12 protein-coding genes and 3 pseudogenes are annotated in these 18975 nt (G+C 60.3%); 4 read left to right on the top strand and 11 right to left on the bottom strand.

Annotated elements, in window-relative coordinates; genetic code table 11:
* Nucleotides 1–64: 64 nt before the first annotated feature.
* From F0169_RS14010 to F0169_RS14000, 3 genes are read left to right on the top strand one after another with little or no spacing between them, the layout of a single operon-like run.
* Nucleotides 65–754 (top strand): hypothetical protein, encoded by a 690-nt coding sequence (locus F0169_RS14010; protein ID WP_152746852.1) that lies wholly within the window; start codon nt 65–67, stop codon nt 752–754.
* Nucleotides 751–1455 carry an excinuclease ABC subunit UvrC gene (locus F0169_RS14005; protein ID WP_206670046.1) on the top strand — a complete coding sequence of 235 codons (705 nt, stop codon included), beginning with the start codon at nt 751–753 and terminating at the stop codon, nt 1453–1455. The genes F0169_RS14010 and F0169_RS14005 overlap by 4 nt, the downstream gene beginning before the upstream one ends.
* 8 nt (nt 1456–1463) lie before the next feature.
* Nucleotides 1464–2123: a protein phosphatase 2C family protein gene (locus tag F0169_RS14000; RefSeq protein ID WP_241679120.1), complete on the top strand. Its 660-nt coding sequence runs from the start codon at nt 1464–1466 to the stop codon at nt 2121–2123.
* Between the two features lie 40 nt (nt 2124–2163).
* Here F0169_RS14000 and F0169_RS13995 read toward each other — a convergent pair whose 3' ends face one another.
* From F0169_RS13995 to F0169_RS13945, 11 genes and pseudogenes are all read right to left on the bottom strand, one after another.
* A complete protein-coding gene (locus tag F0169_RS13995) occupies nt 2164–3597 on the bottom strand; it encodes an efflux transporter outer membrane subunit (RefSeq protein WP_152746851.1) in 1434 nt (477 codons plus the stop codon).
* The gene (locus F0169_RS13990) at nt 3594–4652 is read right to left on the bottom strand and encodes an HlyD family secretion protein (protein WP_152746850.1); all 1059 of its coding nucleotides are present in this window, start codon (nt 4650–4652) and stop codon (nt 3594–3596) included. The genes F0169_RS13995 and F0169_RS13990 overlap by 4 nt, the downstream gene beginning before the upstream one ends.
* Nucleotides 4653–4679: 27 nt before the next feature.
* Nucleotides 4680–6215, bottom strand: a complete 1536-nt coding sequence (locus tag F0169_RS13985; protein ID WP_058413002.1) for an MFS transporter — start codon at nt 6213–6215, stop codon at nt 4680–4682.
* Nucleotides 6216–6350: 135 nt separating this feature from the next.
* Entirely contained in the window at nt 6351–7271 is a 921-nt protein-coding gene (locus tag F0169_RS13980) for a LysR family transcriptional regulator (RefSeq protein ID WP_152746849.1), read from the bottom strand.
* Between the two features lie 58 nt (nt 7272–7329).
* Nucleotides 7330–8178, bottom strand: coding sequence for an ABC transporter permease (locus F0169_RS13975; protein ID WP_058413000.1), 849 nt, complete (start codon nt 8176–8178; stop codon nt 7330–7332).
* A gap of 11 nt (nt 8179–8189) precedes the next feature.
* Nucleotides 8190–9041 (bottom strand): ABC transporter ATP-binding protein, encoded by an 852-nt coding sequence (locus tag F0169_RS13970; RefSeq protein ID WP_099238182.1) that lies wholly within the window; start codon nt 9039–9041, stop codon nt 8190–8192.
* A 1-nt stretch (nt 9042) separates the two neighbouring features.
* Nucleotides 9043–10067, bottom strand: a pseudogene (locus tag F0169_RS13965) (ABC transporter substrate-binding protein).
* A 14-nt stretch (nt 10068–10081) separates the two neighbouring features.
* Entirely contained in the window at nt 10082–10975 is an 894-nt protein-coding gene (locus F0169_RS13960; protein ID WP_152746848.1) for a TauD/TfdA dioxygenase family protein, read from the bottom strand.
* A 247-nt stretch (nt 10976–11222) separates the two neighbouring features.
* Nucleotides 11223–12586 (bottom strand): annotated as a pseudogene (locus F0169_RS13955) (HlyD family type I secretion periplasmic adaptor subunit).
* Complete coding sequence (locus F0169_RS13950) at nt 12576–14732, bottom strand: type I secretion system permease/ATPase (protein ID WP_058412995.1); 2157 nt, start codon at nt 14730–14732, stop codon at nt 12576–12578. Before F0169_RS13950 ends, F0169_RS13955 begins: the two are co-directional and overlap by 11 nt.
* A 45-nt stretch (nt 14733–14777) precedes the next feature.
* A complete protein-coding gene (locus F0169_RS13945) occupies nt 14778–16145 on the bottom strand; it encodes a TolC family outer membrane protein (RefSeq protein WP_058413162.1) in 1368 nt (455 codons plus the stop codon).
* 336 nt (nt 16146–16481) lie between these two features.
* On the opposite strand from F0169_RS13945, the pseudogene F0169_RS13940 reads away from it, so the two are divergent.
* A pseudogene (locus F0169_RS13940) lies at nt 16482–18975 on the top strand (retention module-containing protein); the annotation flags it as partial.

Here is an 18975-nt window from a genome sequence, read left to right as displayed (position 1 = left end):
CGTGAACTCTGTGCAAGAAAGTGTCCTCTGTCCGCGGACAGAGGACACTTAGATTCGGAGCCCCATGAAAAGTCAAGACATCGTGATCCTGTTCAAGCTGATCAGCCTGGAGCTTCAGGCCAAAGGCGAGCGCGTAAAAAAGCGAGAGTTCTCTGTGGAAAAAGAGCACGCGTCCCTCGGATTTCAAAGTCTTCCTGAATACATACAAAATTTTGAAACCGTTCAGCTTTCGTCACTTGATGACTGGCAAGGCTGGGAGGATCTGAATGAAGATTCCGAAAAAAGCAGCCTGCAAAACTACTCGGTCAGAGCCCTGTCTTCTGCATTGGGCTTAAGCAAAACAGAAGTCTCCTCGTCCCTGAACCGTTGCAGGGAAATTGGCATGATTTATACGAGCCATGCCAACGGATTACCTCTGGTAAGGAGCAAGGCGCTGCTTGACCTGGTCACGTACAGCATTCGCTACATCTTCCCCGCTAAACCAGGCCCGATCGTGCGTGGCATTCCAACGGCATTCGCTGCGCCAATCCTGGCGGGCAAAGTCATGAGCGGCGGCGATCTCATTCCGGTCTGGCCGGACGCATACGGCAAAAGCAAAGGTCAGGAGATCACCCCCTTGTATAAAACCGTCCCCGGCGCGGTGAAAAAGGACGAGCTTCTCTATCATTTTTTAGCCCTTGTTGACGCCATTCGCATCGGCGGGCCACGCGAAGCCAAAGTGGCCGATGCGATGCTGCGGGAGTGGATCTTATGACGTCCAACCGAACAATGATGCTGCAAATGCTGGAAGAGGTTGCCGAGGCGCTGGGTGAAGAGTTACGTGGGAAGGTGGCGTTTGTCGGCGGGTGTACCACGGTTTTGCTCATCACCGACGAATACACACTGGAGTCGATTCGAGGTACAGACGACGTGGACTTGGTCATTCATTTGACTGGCACCACGGACTGGTATCGGTTGGAGGAAAGCCTGAAATCCAAGGGTTTCAAAAATACCGGCCAGGACACTGTTACCTGCCGTTTACGACTAGGCGCCTTGAAAGTCGACTTCATGCCGACCGATGAAAAGGTACTGGGTTTCTCCAATACCTGGTTTGTGGGGGGACTGGAAAATGCCATCGCTTACACATTGCCCAACGGAACACGCATTAAGGTATTTTCAGCCCCTTGGTTCCTTGCCGCAAAACTGCAGGCCTATCAGGGACGAGGTCGTGGCGACGTACTGACCTCCAACGACATTGAAGACATCATTGCCCTACTGGACGGACGGGAAGAGCTGATCGAGGAAGTGAAGCAAGCACCTGCTGAGCTGCAACGCTTCGTGAGCGACCAACTTTCGGCGTTGCTCAAGCTGACAGATTTTCAGAGTGTGATTCAAAGCACCGCTCAAGACGCTGATCGCGAAGCCTTGATTTACGACCGCCTGAAAGCCTTGATTGGATTCGGAGCGCGCGTTTGATACTTCGCTTGAGTCTTAGCCAGCAAGGCGCCTGTTCAGCAGAAAACCGCGATGCCAGCGGCTCAGCGCAGAATACGGGGTCGTGTCTTTATATGATTGCTGACGGCTCCGCCAAACCTGGAAGTGGCGAGCTGGCGAAGGCCTTGACTCAACACGTGCTCGACGCCTTTTCCCGGGCTGCACCGATAACCGTGTCTTGCCTTGATGAGGCATTGAAGCTGACGCTGACCTTACTCGAAGACGTGCATTCAAATGTGTGTCCCGACTTTCCGGTCGCCTCCACCAGTTACCTTGCCTTACTGGTGGTTGACCACACAGCAATTTCCATTCATTGCGGTGACTGCTGCCTGGGATACCTGGAAAAGGACCAGCGCCCGCGCTGGCTGACCTCACCTCAATGCGGGCCGAACTGGAAAGGCGATCTAAGCCACGCGCTTATCGCGAACAACCCCGCGCGTAAAATATTGCTCAACTGCATGAGCCGTCGCAGGCGCCATGAACCCCATGTTCAATCTTTGCTGATAGCCAAAGACACTACATGGATACTGGCAACCGACGGGTTCTGGGCTGAACTCTCGCCTGAAAGCCAGCTCGGTGCTATCACCGCAGGCAGCCTTGACGCCTACCCCGCCGAAGACGACGTTACCTTTATGCTGTTGCAAACCTGAAAGCAGTTAAGCCTGGACAATTCCAGTGCGCAAGCTGTGCTTAGCCTTCAGGGTAAACCGACTGCCAGCCGCCGCCCAACGCCTTGTATAAGCCAACCATGGCCAGTGACACGCTGGTGGAGCTTTCCACCCACTGTTCCTGCGTCGCCAGCAGTGCGCTTTGTACGGTGAGTACGTTGACGAAATCGGCGACGCCTTCGACGTACTGATGTTGCGCGGTGGTGAGGGCGATCTGGTTTTGGCGTACCGCCTCGGCGAGGCTGTCGCGGCGCAATTGGCTGGCGTTGTAGCGGGTCAATTGGTCGTCGATTTCATGCCAGGCACGCAGCACGGTTTGCTGGTACGCCAGCGCGGCTTCCTGTTGCTGGGCTTCGCGCAGGTTCAACATGCCTTGCAGGCGCCCGCCATTGAACAGCGGCAGGCTGAACTGCGGGCCGAAGGCAAAAGCGCGCGAGCCCCAAGAGCCGAAATCCGAGAGTTGCAGGGCTTGCGAGCCGAGGCTGCCAGACAAGGTGATGCGCGGGTAGAAGTCGCCCTTGGCCACGCCGATATTCGCAGTGGCCGCGTGCAAACGCGCCTCGGCCTGGCGGATGTCGGGGCGGCGTTCGGCGAGTTCCGACGGCAGGCCGATGGCGACTTGGCGCTGGGCCTGCGGCACGGCGGCGTCTTTGGACAACTGCGCGTGCAGCGCTTGCGGCGGCTCGCCCATCAACAGGCTAAGGGCGTTGATCAACTGGTCCTGGCGCTGCTGCAAATCCGGCAGGCGCGCTTCGATGGCGGCCACCTGCGCGGCGGCTTCGGCCACGTCCAGGTCGGTCGCCACACCGTCGGCCAGGCGCAGTTGCGAGAGCTTGAGGCTGTGGCGGGCGACGTCGAGGTTTTGCTCAGTAACGGCGCGGGTGTTTTGCACGCCGCGCAACTGAATGTAATCCTGAGCGGTGTCGGCGAGTACCGATAACAGCACGGCGCGGCGGTCGTTTTCGGCCACTTGCAGCGTGGCATCGGCGGCCTCGGTTTCACGTTTGACGCGGCCCCAGAAGTCCAGCTCCCAGGCGGCCGAGAAGCCCGCGTCCCACTGGTTGAATGCCGAACGGCCATTTTCGCCAGACGGATCATTCAAGCCTTTGCCGCTGTTGCGTTGGCGCAGGTAATCACCGCTGGCATTGAGGTTGGGGTAGCGCTCGGCGGTGGTCACCTGGCGTACGGCGCGGCTCTGTTGCAAACGGCTGCCGGCCAGTTTCAGGTCGAGGTTATCGCGAAGCGCGCGCTGTGTGAGGGCTGAGAGCTGCGGGTCGTGGAACACTTCCCACCAGCGCTCCTGCAACGGGTCGGTGACCGCGCGGCTGGCGGCCTGTCGCCCTTGGGGCTCGCTCCATGGGTTGACGGGCGAGCCTTGTGGCCGCTGGAAATCCGGGCCGACGGTGCACGCACTCAGGCTGATCAGGCTCAAGCTGAGCCAGGCAAATCGCTTCATTGCTGGGCCACCTCACGCGGCTGCGTGGCTGGCTGGGTGTCGACGCTGGCTTCCACCGACATGCCGACGCGCAGCCGTTCGGTCAGCGGCTGATTGGGCTCTAGCACAATCTTTACCGGAATGCGCTGCACCACCTTGGTGAAATTGCCCGTGGCATTGTCGGGTTTGACCGACGCGAAGGTCACGCCGGTGGCCGGCGCCAGGCTTTCCAAATGGCCGTTAAGCAGTTCACCGTCGAGGCTGTCGACGCGCACTTGCACGGCTTGGCCGGCGTGCATGTGCGACAGCTGAGTCTCCTGGAAATTGGCCACCACAAAGGCCTCGCTCAACGGCACCACGGCGAGTAGTTTGCTGCCCGGCGTCACATAGGCGCCAACCCGCACCGCGCGCTCGCCGACCATGCCATCCATCGGCGCGACGATGCGCGTGTAGGACAACTGATAGCTGGCCATTTCCAGGGCCGCCTGCGCGCGTTTAAGCCCACCTTCGGCGGCGTCACGCTGGGCGCCGAGAATTTCCACCTGCTTGCGTTCCGCCGCCAGCACCGCGGTGGCATTCGCCAGGCGCGCGGTGGCCTGGTCGATGCGGGTTTTGGCTTGTTGGGCGTTCTGTACTGTGCCCGCGCCCACACCGGCGAGGTGGTTGTAGCGGTTCAGTTCGTGTTCGGCGAAGGCCACCTCGGCGCGGTCTGCTGCGACGCTGGCTTGCGCTTGGGCGATCACCGAGCTTTGCCGCTCCAGGGTTGCAGTGGCGTTTTTCAATTGGGCCTGGGCGACGAGCGTATCGGCGTCGGCCGCTTGGGCGGCGGCGCGAAAATCGCGGTCGTCGATCAGCGCCAACAGTTGGCCGGCTTTGACGCGCTGGTTGTCCTCCACCAGCACTTCCTTGATGAAGCCGGCCACGCGCGGCGCCACCAGGGTGAAGTCGGCGGCGACGAAGGCGTCGTTGGTGGTCTGGCGCGTGTTGCCCAAAAGGCTCGGCGCAACCCGGTACGCCAACACAGCCAAGGCGAACACGGCGATAGCGGAAAGGGCAATTTTGTCTTTGCGTTTCATCAAAAATCCTTTTGGCTCAGTGAGCAATCAAGTCGGTGCGCGGGGCGGAAAGATCCGCGTGGGCATCCAGAAAATCAGCAGGATCAACGCCACCGCGACAGCGGCCATGACGTAATAAAGGTCTGCAGAGGTCAGCACCACGGCCTGCTCGTGCAGCCGCTGCGCCAGGCCCGGCGCATCGCCGTCGGCCAGCGGCGAATTGCCCAAACGGTCCACCAACATGCTTGAGTGGAAGTGCAAACGCTGCGTGGTCAGCACCTCCAGCAGCGCCGTGGCGACCACGGCGGCGAGGCCTTTGACGGTGTTGAACCAGGCCGAGGCAAACGGGCCGTCCATCGGCTGAATGCTGCCGGTGGAAAGCATCAGCAGCGGCAGCACGGCCATCGGTTGACCGAAAATTTGCAACAGGTAAAGGCCATAGAAATCGTCGCGAACCCACGCTGATGTCAGGTGCGCGCTGCCCACGCAACACAGCACCAGCATGCTCAAACCGAGCCCCAGCACCCAACGGCAATCGACCCAGCGCAGGTTGCACAACGCTGCCACCAACGGCAGCGCAATCAACTGCGGCAGTGCCATCAGCAGCATCACCGGCGCGGTTTGCAACGGTCGATAACCTTGCACCTGCGCGAGAAAACTCGACGGAATGATGATCACCGAGGTCAGCACCATCAGCACGCCTGCCAGCACGATCAAGGCGAACGCGAGGTTGCGCAGGCCGAGCATCTGTAACTTGAAAAACGGGATCGGCTGCGACCATTCATTGACCAGGAACAGCACCAGCAACAGTGCACCGCCGCTCAGCAGAAAGGTGATCAGGCCGGACTCGAACCAGTCCAGTCGGTTGCCTTGCAACAGGCCGATCACCAGCATGCAGATCGCCGGGAACCCCAGCAGCAGGCCACGCCAATTGAACTGCTTGAAGCGCTCCAGGCGCAGCGGGTCTTGCGGCAAGCCGTAGGCCACCGCCGCCATCGCCAGCAAGCATGGCGCGACGATTTGCCAGAACGCCCATTGCCAGCCGACGTATTCGGTCCACAGCGCTGCCAGCGGCGTGCCCAGGCTGGGGCCGAACGTTGCGGTGAGCGCATAGCCGGCCAGGCCGTACAGTTTGACGTTGGCCGGCAAGAAGCGCAGCGCTACGGTCATCAGCATCGGCGGCAACGCACCACCGGCCAGGCCCTGCACGGTGCGCAACAGCAGCAGGCTTGGGTAGTTAGGCGCAAACGGGCACAGGATGCCCAGCACGGTAAACAACCCAATGGCGCACAGGGTGAAGCGGCGCAGTGAAAACGTCACCGCACACCACGGCGCAAAGGCCATGGCCGCGACGGAGGTGGCGGTGTAGGCGGCGACCAGCCAGGTGCCTTCGTCAAAACCGATGAACAGCGCGCCGCGAATATCAGCGAGGGCGACCTTGGTGACCATCTCGTTGAGGCCGGACACCAGCACGGCCAGCAACACGCCGACCAAGCCTGTGATGATGCGCGGGCCAAATACAGGCGGGCTGAGGGCAGTGGGTGTGGCTGCGGCCTGCAGGGCGGGGGCAGCGAGCGATGTCATCAACACGTAACTCAGGATTAGAAATACCCGAGCAGTTTAATCAGGCACATGCATGACAAAAAGTTACTTATCCGAAGCTTATAAGTGCGCGAGACGCAATCCACACAGCCCGCAACACGGTGGGAACGATCAGGTTCAGGTGGGTTGGGCTTGCAGCCAGGTGGCGTGGCAACTCTCGCGCAGGGTTTCGCGCAGCCATTTGTGGGCGGGGTCTTTGTCGAAGCGCGGGTGCCAGGATTGCGCCAGGACCAGCGTGGGCAAGGAGATCGGCAGCGGGAATGCGCGCAGGGGCAACTTCAGGCGCTTGGCGCTGTAGAGCGCCTCTTTGGGCACCGGCAGGATCAGGTCGGAGTCGGGCAGCATGAACATCGCGCCGTGGAAACCCGGGGCGATCATTGCCACGCGGCGCTCCAGGCCTTGGGCATTCAATGCGGTGTCGATCGGCCCGCGGGCGATGCCGCGCCGCGAGATGCTGATGTGCGAGTAGCTGGCAAACCGCGCGGCAGTAATCTCTTGGTCAAACAACGGGTGATCTTCCCGCGCAAGGCCGACGAAGGTGGTGGAGAACAGGTTCTGCACCTTGACTTCGGGGCTGACGGGCATGGTGTTGCTCACGCGCAGGTCGAGCCGCCCTTCGCGCAATGCTTCATCGTCAGTGTCACCTTCGGGCACGAAACACAGCTCGCACAACGGCGCCATGCGCTCCATGGTGTCGAACAGACGACCGCCATACACGCCGATAAAAAAGTCGTTGGCGCGCACACTGAAACGGCGGCGCAGCGTGCTCAAGTCCACTTGGTCGGCCGAGCGAAACAGCAACGCCGCCTGCTCCACGACGTTGCGCACCTGGCCCTGCAACTCCAGGGCCTTGGGCGTCGGCACCAAACCGCGACCGGCGCGCACCAGGATCGGGTAACCCACCGCCTCGCGAATACGCGTGAGGGTGCGGCTCATGGCGGCCGGGCTGAGGTTCATGCGCCGCGCCGCGCCGACCACGCTGCCCTCGTCGAGCAAGGCGTCGAGGGCGACCAGCAGGTTCATGTCCGGTAGTTGCATGCCAAGCACTCGTGATCAGTCGGGAGTGAACTGGGCGCAATCGTAGCAGCAATCGTGTTTAGCGCTGCATGCCCCAGCGTTTCACCGTAAGCCGCTCAAAGGTGTCGAACACCAGGTTTTCGACCAGCAAGCCAATCAGAATCACCACCGCCAAACCTGCAAACACCTTGTCGGTGTACAGCTCGTTGCGATTCTGGAAGATGTACCAGCCCAACCCGCCCTTGCCGCTGGTGGCGCCGAACACCAGCTCGGCCGCGATCAACGTGCGCCAAGCGAATGCCCAGCCGATTTTGAGGCCGGCCAGGATCGACGGCAGCGCTGCCGGAATCAGAATGAACAGCACAAAACGCATGCCCTTGAGGCCGTAGTTGCGACCGGCCATGCGCAGGGTTTCGGACACGCCGAGAAACCCCGAGTACGTGTTCAGCGCCAAGGCCCACAACACCGAATGCACCAACACAAATATCAGGCTGTTCTGCCCCAGGCCAAACCACAACAGCGCCAGCGGCAGCAGCGCAATGGCTGGCAGCGGGTTGAACATGGAGGTCAATGTACTGAGCAAGTCGCGGCCCAACTGCGTGGACACCGCCAGCGTGGTCAGGGCGAACGCCAACACGATACCGATCAGGTAGCCCTTGATCAGCACCACCAGCGAGATGCTGACTTTACTCAGCAATTCGCCACTGAGCAGGCCGTCGTAGAGCGCCGCTGAGGTTTGCAAAAAGCTCGGCAGCAGCAAGTCGTTATTCTGGTAACGCGCCACCGCTTCCCAGAGGATCGCCAGCACGATCAGGATCAGGCCCTTGCGCAGCCAGCCTTGTTGCCATAGGCGTTGACGCAGCGGTAGCTCGCGTTCCACAGGCACGCTGAGCAGTGGTTGCAGGTCAATTTCAAATTCCTGGCGCATGGGCGGCCCCTTCAGTAAGCGATGCGGATGTCGGCGAAACCCAACTCACGTTCGGCCTCGGGCGCTTCATCGAACAGCAGGCGATGAATACGCCGCGCCGACGCCTGGAATTCCACACCGCCGAGGCTGTGCAGGTCGTATTGATGGCTGTGAATTTCGGCGCGCACCCGCCCCGGATGCGGTGACAGCAACAGGATGCGATTGCCCACCACCAACGCCTCTTCGATGGAGTGAGTGACGAACAACAGCGTGAAGCGAACTTCTTCCCAGAGCAGCAGCAGTTCTTCCTGCATCTTGCGTCGGGTCAGGGCGTCGAGGGCGGCGAAGGGTTCGTCCATCAGCAAAATTTTTGGCTGCATGGCCAAGGCGCGCGCAATCGCCACCCGCGCTTTCATGCCGCCGGAAAGGGTGTGCGGGTAAGCGTCGGCAAAGGCGCTGAGGCCGACTTTATCGAGGTAGTGCAGCGCGCGCTCTTCTGCTTCGGCGCGCTTCAATGTTTTGGATGCGAGCAGCGGGAACATCACGTTTTGCTTGACGGTTTTCCACGGCGGCAGTTGGTCGAATTCCTGGAACACCACAATGCGGTCCGGGCCGGGTTGCTCAACCTTTTGCCCGAGCAAGCGGATCTCGCCTTCGCAGGGTTTGATAAACCCGGCGATGGACTTGAGCAAGGTGGATTTGCCACAACCCGAAGGGCCAAGCAGCACGTAGCGGTCGGCCGGGTCGATCTCGAAACTCACCTGGTGCGTAGCGCGCACCACACGCTCCGGCGTGCGGTATTCCAGGCTGACGTGGTCCACCGCCAGCAACGGCTCGGTGGTGTGCAGGTTGCTGGCCGTGTGGCCTTGCAAGGGCGCGTTCATCTCAACTTCCTTGCAGGGGCTTGGCGTCCTGGAAGAAATAGTCCTTCCACGATTCAGGCTTGTTTTTGATGGCGCCGACGCGGTACAGAAATTCCGCCAGCGGGTAGGTGTTTTTCGGCGTCACGCTGAATTCGAACTCGGGGTTCTCGATGATTTTCAGCAGCGCGGCTCGGTCGATCTTGGCCTTGGTCACACGGAGGTAGGTGTCGGCGGCCGCGCTTTGTCGTTCTGCGCGAACTGCGCGGCTTCGGTCAATGCTTCGACAAAGGCCTTGTAGGTTTTCGGGTTGTCGTTGCGAAACTTCTCGGTGGCAAACAGCACGGTCGGTGAGTTCGGGCCGAGAATGTCGTACGAGTTAAGCACCACGTGCACGTTGGGGTTGGTCAGCGCCTGCTCCTGGAACGGCGGGTTGGAAAAGTGCCCGCTCAGTTCGGTACCGCCAGCGATCAACGCCGCAGTGGCGTCAGGGTGTGGGACGGCCACGGTGTACTTGTCGAGGCGATTGAATGCCTTGTCACCCCACTGCTTGGCAGCGGCGTACTGCAAGAAGCGCGACTGCACTGACACGCCCACCGCTGGCACCGCGATGCGGTCTTTCTCGGTGAAGTCGGCGATGGTCTTGACGTTCGGGTTGTTGCTCACCAGGTAGTACGGGAAGTTGCCCAAAGACGCCACGGCCTTGACGTTCTGCCGGCCGTGGGTGCGATCCCAGATGGTCAGCAGCGGGCCGACGCCGGCACCGGCGATGTCGATGGAACCGGACAGCAGCGCGTCGTTGACCGCTGCGCCGCCGGAAAGCTGGGTCCAGTCGACCTTGATGTCGAGGCCTTCCTGCTTGCCGTATTTCTCGATCAGGTGCTGGTCACGCACCACATTGAGCAGCAGGTAAACGATGCCGAACTGCTCGGCGATGCGAATCTCGCCTTCGGCCTGCGCGGCGGCCGGTGCGACCAGGCTGCCGGCCAACAGGCTGACACCCAGACCAATGGTCGCAGCCAAGCGTGCAAATGGAATGTGTTTGGACATGCTCGTGCTCCGAATCAGAAAGGCGCGTCGCCCTGGATGGTGGTGCGAAACAGCTTGCGGCGCAGGTGGCTCGGGCAACCGGCGGCCAGGTGGATCAGCGAGCGGTTGTCCCAGAACACCAGGTCGTGGGGCTGCCACGTGTGGCGGTAGATGTTCTGCGGCAGCACGCTGTGGGCGTAGAGCTGGGCCAGCAGGTCGCGGCTTTCGTCGTCCGGCAGGCCAACGATGCGGGTGGTGAAACCTTCACTGACGAACAGCGCCTTGCGGCCGTTTTCCGGGTGGGTGCGCACGATGAGGTGCACCACCTCGGCGACTTGGGCGAGTTGCTCGGGCGTCAGCGTCGGGCGCCAGTTGCCTTCGAATTTGGTTTCGCTGTAGCGCGCCGTGTAGGAATGCGCGGCGCTGCGCCCTTCTACGGCCTTGCGCAGGTGCTCGGGCAGTTGGTCCCAGGCTTTGTGCATGTCGGCAAACAAGGTATCGCCGCCCTCGGCGGGCAATTCCTGCGCGTGCAGCATCGAGCCCAGGCTTGGCAGCTCTTTATAGGACAGGTCTGAGTGCCAGAATTTGCCCGCGTCACCCAAGCCGATGGATTGGCCATTTTCGATGATGTTGGAGACGATCAGGATTTCTGGGTGGTTGGCCAACAGGAACTGTTTGAGCACGTGAATTTGCAGCACACCGAAGCGGCGGCTGAAGGCGATCTGTTGTTCGGGGGTGATGCGCTGGTCACGGAACACTACGACGTGGTGGTCGAGGTGCGCGCGGTGAATGCGCGCAAAATCCTGATCGTTGACCGGGCGGGTCAGATCCAGGCCGATAATCTCTGCGCCGACGCTGCCGGGGAATGGACGAATTTCGAATGTTTGGGCGGTGGGGGTCGCTGTTGGAACAGTAGAGGTGGCGGACATGAGGTCACTCCCGGTCGGACAGGGGAGTGACTTTATAGATATAAGAACGCGCGATTAAATACCGTTAGTGCATATCGATATGCATTAGGGCTGGGATCTGTGGTGGGCTGATGGCCTTATCGGGAGCAAGCCCCCTCCCACATTTTGATGTGTGGACACATTTAAAATGTGGGCTCGCTCTACGAGAGCCTGCAATTCCGTGTGAGAGAGGGCCTGCTCCCGATGAGGGCCTTGCAGGCACTACAGATCACCGCTCGTGCAACGCCTCGGCCCGCGCTTTGATGATCGGCTTGAGCAGGTAGCTGAGGATGCTTTTCTTGCCGGTGATGATGTCCACCGACGCGACCATGCCGGGAATAATCAACAACGGCTTCTCATCAGTGCCCAAGTGGCTGCGATCGGTGCGCAAGGTAATCATGTAGTAGGTGGTTTTTTTGTCTTCATCGGTAATGGTGTCGGCACCGATGCGTTCCAGCTTGGCCTTCAGGCCGCCATAGATGGTGTAGTCATAGGCGGTGAATTTGACGATCGCTTCTTGCCCAGGGTGCAGAAAGGCGATGTCTTGCGGGCGGATCTTCGCTTCCACCAGCAAGGTGTCGTTGAGCGGCACGATTTCAACCATGTCGCTGCCCGGCTGGATCACGCCGCCGACGGTGTTGACCAGCAACTGCTTGATGATCCCGCGCACCGGTGAAGTCACCAGCGTGCGGCTGACGCGGTCTTCCAGCGCGCGGCCGGTGGACTCGGCCTTGTTCAGTTCAGTGCGGGCTTCGTTAAGCTGGGTCAGCGCCTCGCTGCGGAACTTGCCACGGGTTTCGTCAATCTTGCGCTGCACTTCCTTGATCGCCGATTCGGCGCGGGGAATCGCCAACGTGGTGGCGTCCAACTGCCCACGGGTTTCCATCTCGGCGCGCTTGAGGCGCAACACTTCCACCGGCGACACCGCACCCTGCGCCACCAACGGCTCGGACATGTCGATCTCTTGGCGCTGCAACGACAACTGGCTGCGGTATTGGCTTTGTTTGGAGGTGAACTCGCGCAGTTCCTGTTGGCGCTGCACCAGTTGCTCCTGCAAGCCGCGACTTCGTCTTTCAATTGCTGGCGGCGGCTTTCGTACAACGAGCGCTCGCTGGCGGCCTGGCTCGGCGCGGCTTTGAGCACATCGGCGGGGATGTTCAGCGGGCGGTCATCCACCTGCGCGCTCAAGCGCTCAACGCGCAGTTGCATGGACAAGCGCAAGGCTTCGGTCTCGCCGGCGTTGGAAACAAAACGCGTGTCGTCGAGGCGAATCAACGGCGCGCCGGCTTCTACGATCTGGCCTTCCTTGACGTACAACTCGGAGACGATACCGCCTTCCAGGTTCTGGATTTTCTGCAGCTTGGAGGACGGAATCGCCTTGCCATCGCCACGGGTGACTTCGTCGATGCTGGAAAAACCGGCCCACGTCACCAGAAACAAAAAGAACGCGATAATCGCCCAGATGGTCAGCCGAATAACACGCGGCGCATCTTCGATCAGCGCTTTGTTGACCTCGGGCAAGGGCTGGCCCTGCAGCGAGTCGGAGCCTTTGAAGTAGCGCCCGACCGCGCCCTTGATGGAGTTAAGCAACACTGATTTGCCCCTTTTTCAACGCTTCCATAACCACGGCTTTCGGGCCGTCGGCGATGATCTGCCCACGGTCGACCACCAGCAAGCGGTCGACCAGCGAGAGCAGCGAGGCGCGGTGCGTGACCAGCACCACCGTCTTGTTTTGCACCACCGATTGCAGGCGTTGTTTCAAGCGTTCTTCACCGGTGTTGTCCATGGCGCTGGTGGGTTCGTCCAGCAGCAGGATGGGCGGGTTAAGCAACAGTGCACGCGCCAGAGCGACGTTTTGACGCTGGCCGCCGGACAGGTTCTGCCCACGCTCGCCGACTTGCAGCTCATAACCTTGCGGATGCAGGCGCGCGAACTCGTGTACGCCAGCCAGTTCTGCGGCTTGCAGGACCATTTCGTCCTCGACATAGCGTGCGCCGGACACCAGGTTGTCGCGCAGCGTGCCTGCGAGCAATTGGATGTCTTGGGCGACATAACCGATGTTGTGGCGCAGTTCGCTGACGTCGATTTGGCGCACGTCCACGCCGTCCACCAGCAAGGCGCCGGAGTCGGGCTGATACAGGCCGACGATGAGTTTGGCGAGGGAGCTTTTACCCGAGCCGCTGCGGCCAATAATGCCGATTTTTTCGCCCGGCTTGATCACCAGGTTGAGGTTTTTCAGCGCGGCGTTTTGTTGGTTCGGGTAAGTGAAGTTCAGGCCCCGGCACTCGATAGCACCTTGCAAAGTGCGACGGCTCATCGGGCGCTCTTCAAAATTGCGCTCTTGCGGCAGCTCCATCATCTGGTCCACCGAGGCCATGGTGACCTTGGCTTGCTGGTAACGCGTGAGCAGGCCCGACAGCGAGGCCAACGGGCTCAGCGCGCGGCCACTGAGCATGTAGCAGGCAATCAGGCCGCCCATGCTGAGGTTGCCGTCGATGATCTGGTACACGCCGAAGACAATCATGATCACGCCGGCCAATTGCTGGATCAGTAGGGTCATGTTCATCGACAGGCCCGACAGCAACTTAACCCGCAGCTCAAGCCGGCTGAGGGTGCCGATGGTCTGTTCCCAGCCGTACTGGCGCTCGCTTTCGGCGTTATTGACCTTGACCGCGTCCAGCCCGGCGAGGGTTTCGATCAGGCTCGACTGGCGCTCGGCCGCCAGCGACATGGTCCGCTCCATGGTCGCCACCAGCGGTTTTTGCAACGCATAACCAATGCCCAAGGCGATTGGGAACGCGAGTACCGGGATCCACACCAAGTGCCCGCCGAGCATGGCGATGACCAGAAAAATCAGCAGGGTAAACGGCAGGTCGATCAGGCTGGTGAGGGTCAGCGACGCGAGGAAATCGCGCAGGCTCTGAAATTCATGGATGTTCTGCGCGAAGCTGCCGACCCGCGCCGGGCGGTACTTCATCGACATGCCGACGATACGTTCAAACAGCGTCGCCGAAATGATCAGGTCGGTTTTTTTACCGGCCAGGTCCAGGCACAAGCTGCGCAGGCTTTTGAGGATCAGGTCGAACAGGTACGCGCCACAGATACCCACAGCCAGCACCCACAAGGTGGCCGTGGCCTGGTTCGGCACCACGCGGTCATACACGTTCATCACAAACAGCGGCGCGGCCATGGCGATGATGTTGATCAAAAAACTCGCGGCGATGGCGTCGGTGTAAAGCCAGCGCGAGCGCTTGAGCGTGTCACGAAACCACGAACGCGCCCGAGGAATCAGGGTGCCGTGGTTAACGTCGAATTTGTGCTGCGGCTGGGCAAAGAAGACCTTGCCGATGTAGTCGTCGGCCAACAGCTCACGCTTGATCAGCACTTCACCGCCGTCGCTTTCACTCAGCAGGATGCGCGCGTGGTCCTCGCCCTGCCACCCCACCAGCACGGTGCTGCGGCCGTCTTTGAGCAGCAGCAGCGCCGGCAGTGCAATCACCGGGATCTGTTCCAGTTTGCGTTGCAGCACGCGGCCTTGCAGCCCGGCCCGTGCGGCGGCGCGTGACAGCAAGTCGGCACTCAGGCGTTGCGCCGGCAACGGCAGGCCGGTGGTGAGCATGGCCGCGCTGGCTGGCTTTTGATGCAGTGCGCAGAGCGCCAACAAGCCGTCCAGTAACGGGTCGTCATGCAGCGTGCGTGGATCATGACTGAGATGAACTCGACTGACTTCGGATTCCACGCGGTGCACTCTCGACTAGCAGATGGGGCTATCTATAGGGGTGACTCAATTCATCCCGGGCAGTTGGACTTTAGGCTTCACGTCGTTCTGCACCACGGAGGCCATGGGTGCGACTACGCCTTGGCTTTTGAGCAATTCGCCCATGGTCGCCTTGATTCGATACTGAGTAAATAACTGAATGTTCTTGATCTCTTCCAGGCGACGAGAAGCGGTGAACAATTCGTTCTCGCTGTCGAGCAAATCCAGCAAGGTACGTTGGCCCAGGCCGAACTGTTGCTGGTAAGAGGTGCGCACCCGGGTGCTGTGGTCCACGTATTGCTGGGCCACCGGCAACTGCGCGTTGGCGTTGTTCAACGCGTTCCAGGCCAGGCCCAGTTCTTCATTGAGTTGGCGCAAGGCATTGTTGCGAATGTCCAGGGCCTGGCTGGCCTGGTACGACTTCGATTGCAGGTCAGCCTTGTTGCTGCCACCGGCAAACAGGTTGAAGCGCATGCGCACCATGGCTTCCCAACCGTTGCTGTGGCTGGCATCGCCGGAGACGTTGTTGTCGGCATTGGTGCCAAGCTCGGCGTCAAAGCGCGGGTAGAACGTCGACTTGGCGGCTTCGTACTGGCTTTCGGCGGCGGAAATATCCGACTCCGCCGAGCGCAATACCGGGCTGTTATCGAGCATCTGACGACGCGCTTCGTTGAAGTCCGCCGGCAGCATGGCCATGAACGGTGCCGGGCGCTCAAGCTCGTCGGGCATCTGGCCGACGGCGCTGAGGTAGTTGACCTGGGAGTCGGCCAAGTTGGTCTGCTCGGTGATCAGGTTGTTGCGAGCCTGGGCCAGACGCGCTTCGGCCTGGTCCTGGTCGGCACCGTTGCCGACACCGCGTTGGGTGCGCAACTTGATTTGATCGTAGATGCGTTCGTGGTTGCGCAGGTTTTCTTCAGCCAGGCGTACGAACTCGCGACGCGCCAACACATCCAGGTAGACCTGAGCGACGGTCAACGCGGTGCGCTCGGACGTGCCGAGCAAAGAGTAAGCACGCGAGTTGACGTTGGCTTGTTGGCGCCCGACTTCGCTTGAGGTGGCGAAGCCGTCAAAAATCATTTGTTGCAGGCGCAGGCTGGATTCGCCGCGGTTGAGCGTATCCCACTGGTCGCGGTTTGCACCGTTTGCAACGTTGGCGGCGCGGGTGGTGGAGTTGTCGGTGCCTTCGCGGCCATAACCGGCGTTCAAGTCCACACGCGGCAGGTAGCCGCCTTGCGCCGCACGCAGTTGGTAATCGGCGGCTATGCGGCTGTTCACACCGGCCTGAATTTCCGGATGCACATCCAGCGCCTGCTGCATCGCCTGGGGCAATGTTTGGGCGTGTACGAAACCGGCGGCGAGAACGAACGGTATTGCCATAAGCAGGTGCAAACGCATCTGAAAAATCCCCAGGACTTCTTGTTTCAAATCACAGTAATTCACGTCACTGCATCGGAATATGGGTAGCGTAATGACCGTACGTCGGAAAGTTCAAAAGATGAACTGCTTCGCACATGTAGGACGGTTCGCCGCGTAAATATCAATGTGACATTACGGGGGCGATTGTTTAGGATGGCGCCCGTAAGGTCAATAGTTTGGCATAAACTAGATAACTAAAAGTTCTAGCCAATTATTTGACGTCAGTATCTTATTAGACTACGCCCCTCCGGCTTGGCGCTCTCAGTGTGAGCAGCCATACGGAAATCATCAAAATGCATCGCCGGAGAAATCTTAATGAGCAGTGTTGTTGCCATCGTCAAAAGCATTGTTGGTCAAGTTTTCGTTATTTCTCCGGAAGGCGCGCGGCGCGTCCTTATTGAAGGCGACCGCCTGTTCGCGGGCGACCAAGTCGATACCGGCCTGTCCGGCTCAGTGACCCTGGAACTGGCAGACGGCCGCACGCTGGACCTGGGCCGAGATACCCAGTGGAGCGCCGACACGCCTGATTCCAGCCTCGACCTGGCGGCTGCCACCGAGCAGGCCGCGCCGTCGGTTGCCGAACTGCAGCAAGCCATCGCCGCCGGTGTCGACCCGACCACCGACCTGGAAGCCACGGCCGCAGGCCCAGCCGCTGCCGGTAATGGCGCAGCCGGCGGTGGCCACAGCTTCGTCGTACTGGACGCAACCGCCGGCAGCGTCGACCCGACTATCGGCTTCCCGACCGCCCCAATCGGCCAGGCCAACACGACGCAGACTCAGCTCACCGGCGCCCAGGCCACCACCGGCACGGGCAACCAAGCCTTGCAGGCCTCGACCCTGAGCCTGAGCGCGACCCCGACCATCACCGAAGCAGGCGGCGTACTGACCTACACCGCCACCGTGACACAGGCGGCGACAAGCGACCTCAACATCACCCTGTCCAACGGCGCGGTGATCACCATCACCGCCGGCCAAACCACCGGCACCGTCAACGTGCCGCTGGCAGCGAATGACAGCCCGTACATTGATGCCAGCCAGATCAGCGTCACCGTGACCGGTACAACCGGTGGCAACAATCTTGCGCTGACCACCGACACTACCCCGGCCGTCACCCAGGTTACCGATACGATCGACACCACCACCGTTACGCTGACCGCTGGCCAGACTGTGACCGAAGGCGGGCAGATTACTTACACCGCGACCTTGACCAATCCTGCGCAAACGCCTGTGACTGTCACCTTGAGCGATGGCTCGGTGATTACCATCAAGGCTGGGGAGTCGGTTGGTACGGTGGTCGTGGATACACCGGCCAACGATGTTTACGCCAATGGCTCGACGGTCAGCACTACGATTACCGGTGTGGCTGGCGGTAACTTTGAAAACTTGGTGCCGAATCCAGCGCCTGCTGTAACCACCATTGCTGATTCGATCGATACCACTACTGTTACGTTGACGGCTGGCCAGACTGTGACCGAAGGCGGTCAGATTACTTATACCGCTACGCTGACTAATCCAGCGCAGACGCCAGTGACTGTGACGCTGAGCAATGGCTCGGTAATCACTATCAAAGCCGGTGAGTCGGTTGGCACTGTAGCCGTCGATACCCCGGCTAACGATGTTTACGCTAATGGCTCGACGGTCAGCACTACGATTACCGGTGTGGCTGGCGGCAACTTTGAGAATCTGGTTCCGAATCCAGCGCCTGCTGTAACCACCATTGCCGATTCGATCGATACCACTACCGTCACGCTGACGGCTGGCCAGACCGTGACCGAAGGCGGTCAGATTACTTATACCGCTACGCTGACTAACCCAGCGCAGACGCCAGTGACTGTCACGCTGAGCAATGGCTCGGTGATCACTATTAAGGCCGGTGAGTCGGTTGGCACTGTTGCCGTGGATACTCCGGCCAACGATGTTTACAACAACGGTTCTACCGTTAGCACCACGATTGCGAGTGCCACCGGCGGTAACTTTGAAAACTTGGTGCCGAACACTGCACCGGCGATAACCACCATCGCCGACTCGATCGACACCACCACCGTTACGCTGACCGCAAACAATTCGGTCACCGAAGGCGGTCAGATTACCTACACCGCTACTTTGACCAATCCTGCGCAGACGCCGGTAAACGTGACACTGAGCAACGGCTCGGTGATTACCATCAAGGCCGGTGAGTCAGTTGGCACCGTGGCCGTGGATACTCCAGCTAACGACGTTTACGCCAATGGCTCGACTGTCAGTACTACGATTACCGGTGTGGCTGGCGGTAACTTTGAAAACCTGGTGCCGAATCCAGCGCCTGCGATTACCACCATTGCTGATTCGATCGATACCACTACTGTTACGTTGACGGCTGGCCAGACTGTGACCGAAGGCGGTCAGATTACTTATACCGCTACGCTGACTAACCCAGCACAGACGCCAGTGACTGTCACCCTGAGCAATGGCTCGGTGATTACCATCAAGGCCGGTGAGTCGGTTGGCACTGTTGCCGTCGATACCCCGGCCAACGATGTTTACGCTAATGGCTCGACGGTCAGCACTACGATTACCGGTGTGGCTGGCGGTAACTTTGAGAATCTGGTGCCGAATCCAGCGCCTGCTGTTACCACCATTGCTGATTCGATCGATACCACTACCGTTACGTTGACCGCAAACAACTCGGTCACCGAAGGGCGGGTCAAATTAACCCTACACCGCTACTTTGACCCCAATCCTGCCGCAGACACCGGTAAACGTGACACTGAGCATGGCTCGGTGATTTACCCATCAAGGCTGGTGAGTCGGTTGGTACTGTGGCCGTCGA

This window comes from Pseudomonas kitaguniensis, from assembly GCF_009296165.1.
GTDB classification, from domain to species: domain Bacteria; phylum Pseudomonadota; class Gammaproteobacteria; order Pseudomonadales; family Pseudomonadaceae; genus Aquipseudomonas; species Aquipseudomonas kitaguniensis.
The sequence above is the reverse complement of the archived record's forward strand: the minus strand, read 5'-3'. Positions and strand labels throughout refer to the sequence as shown.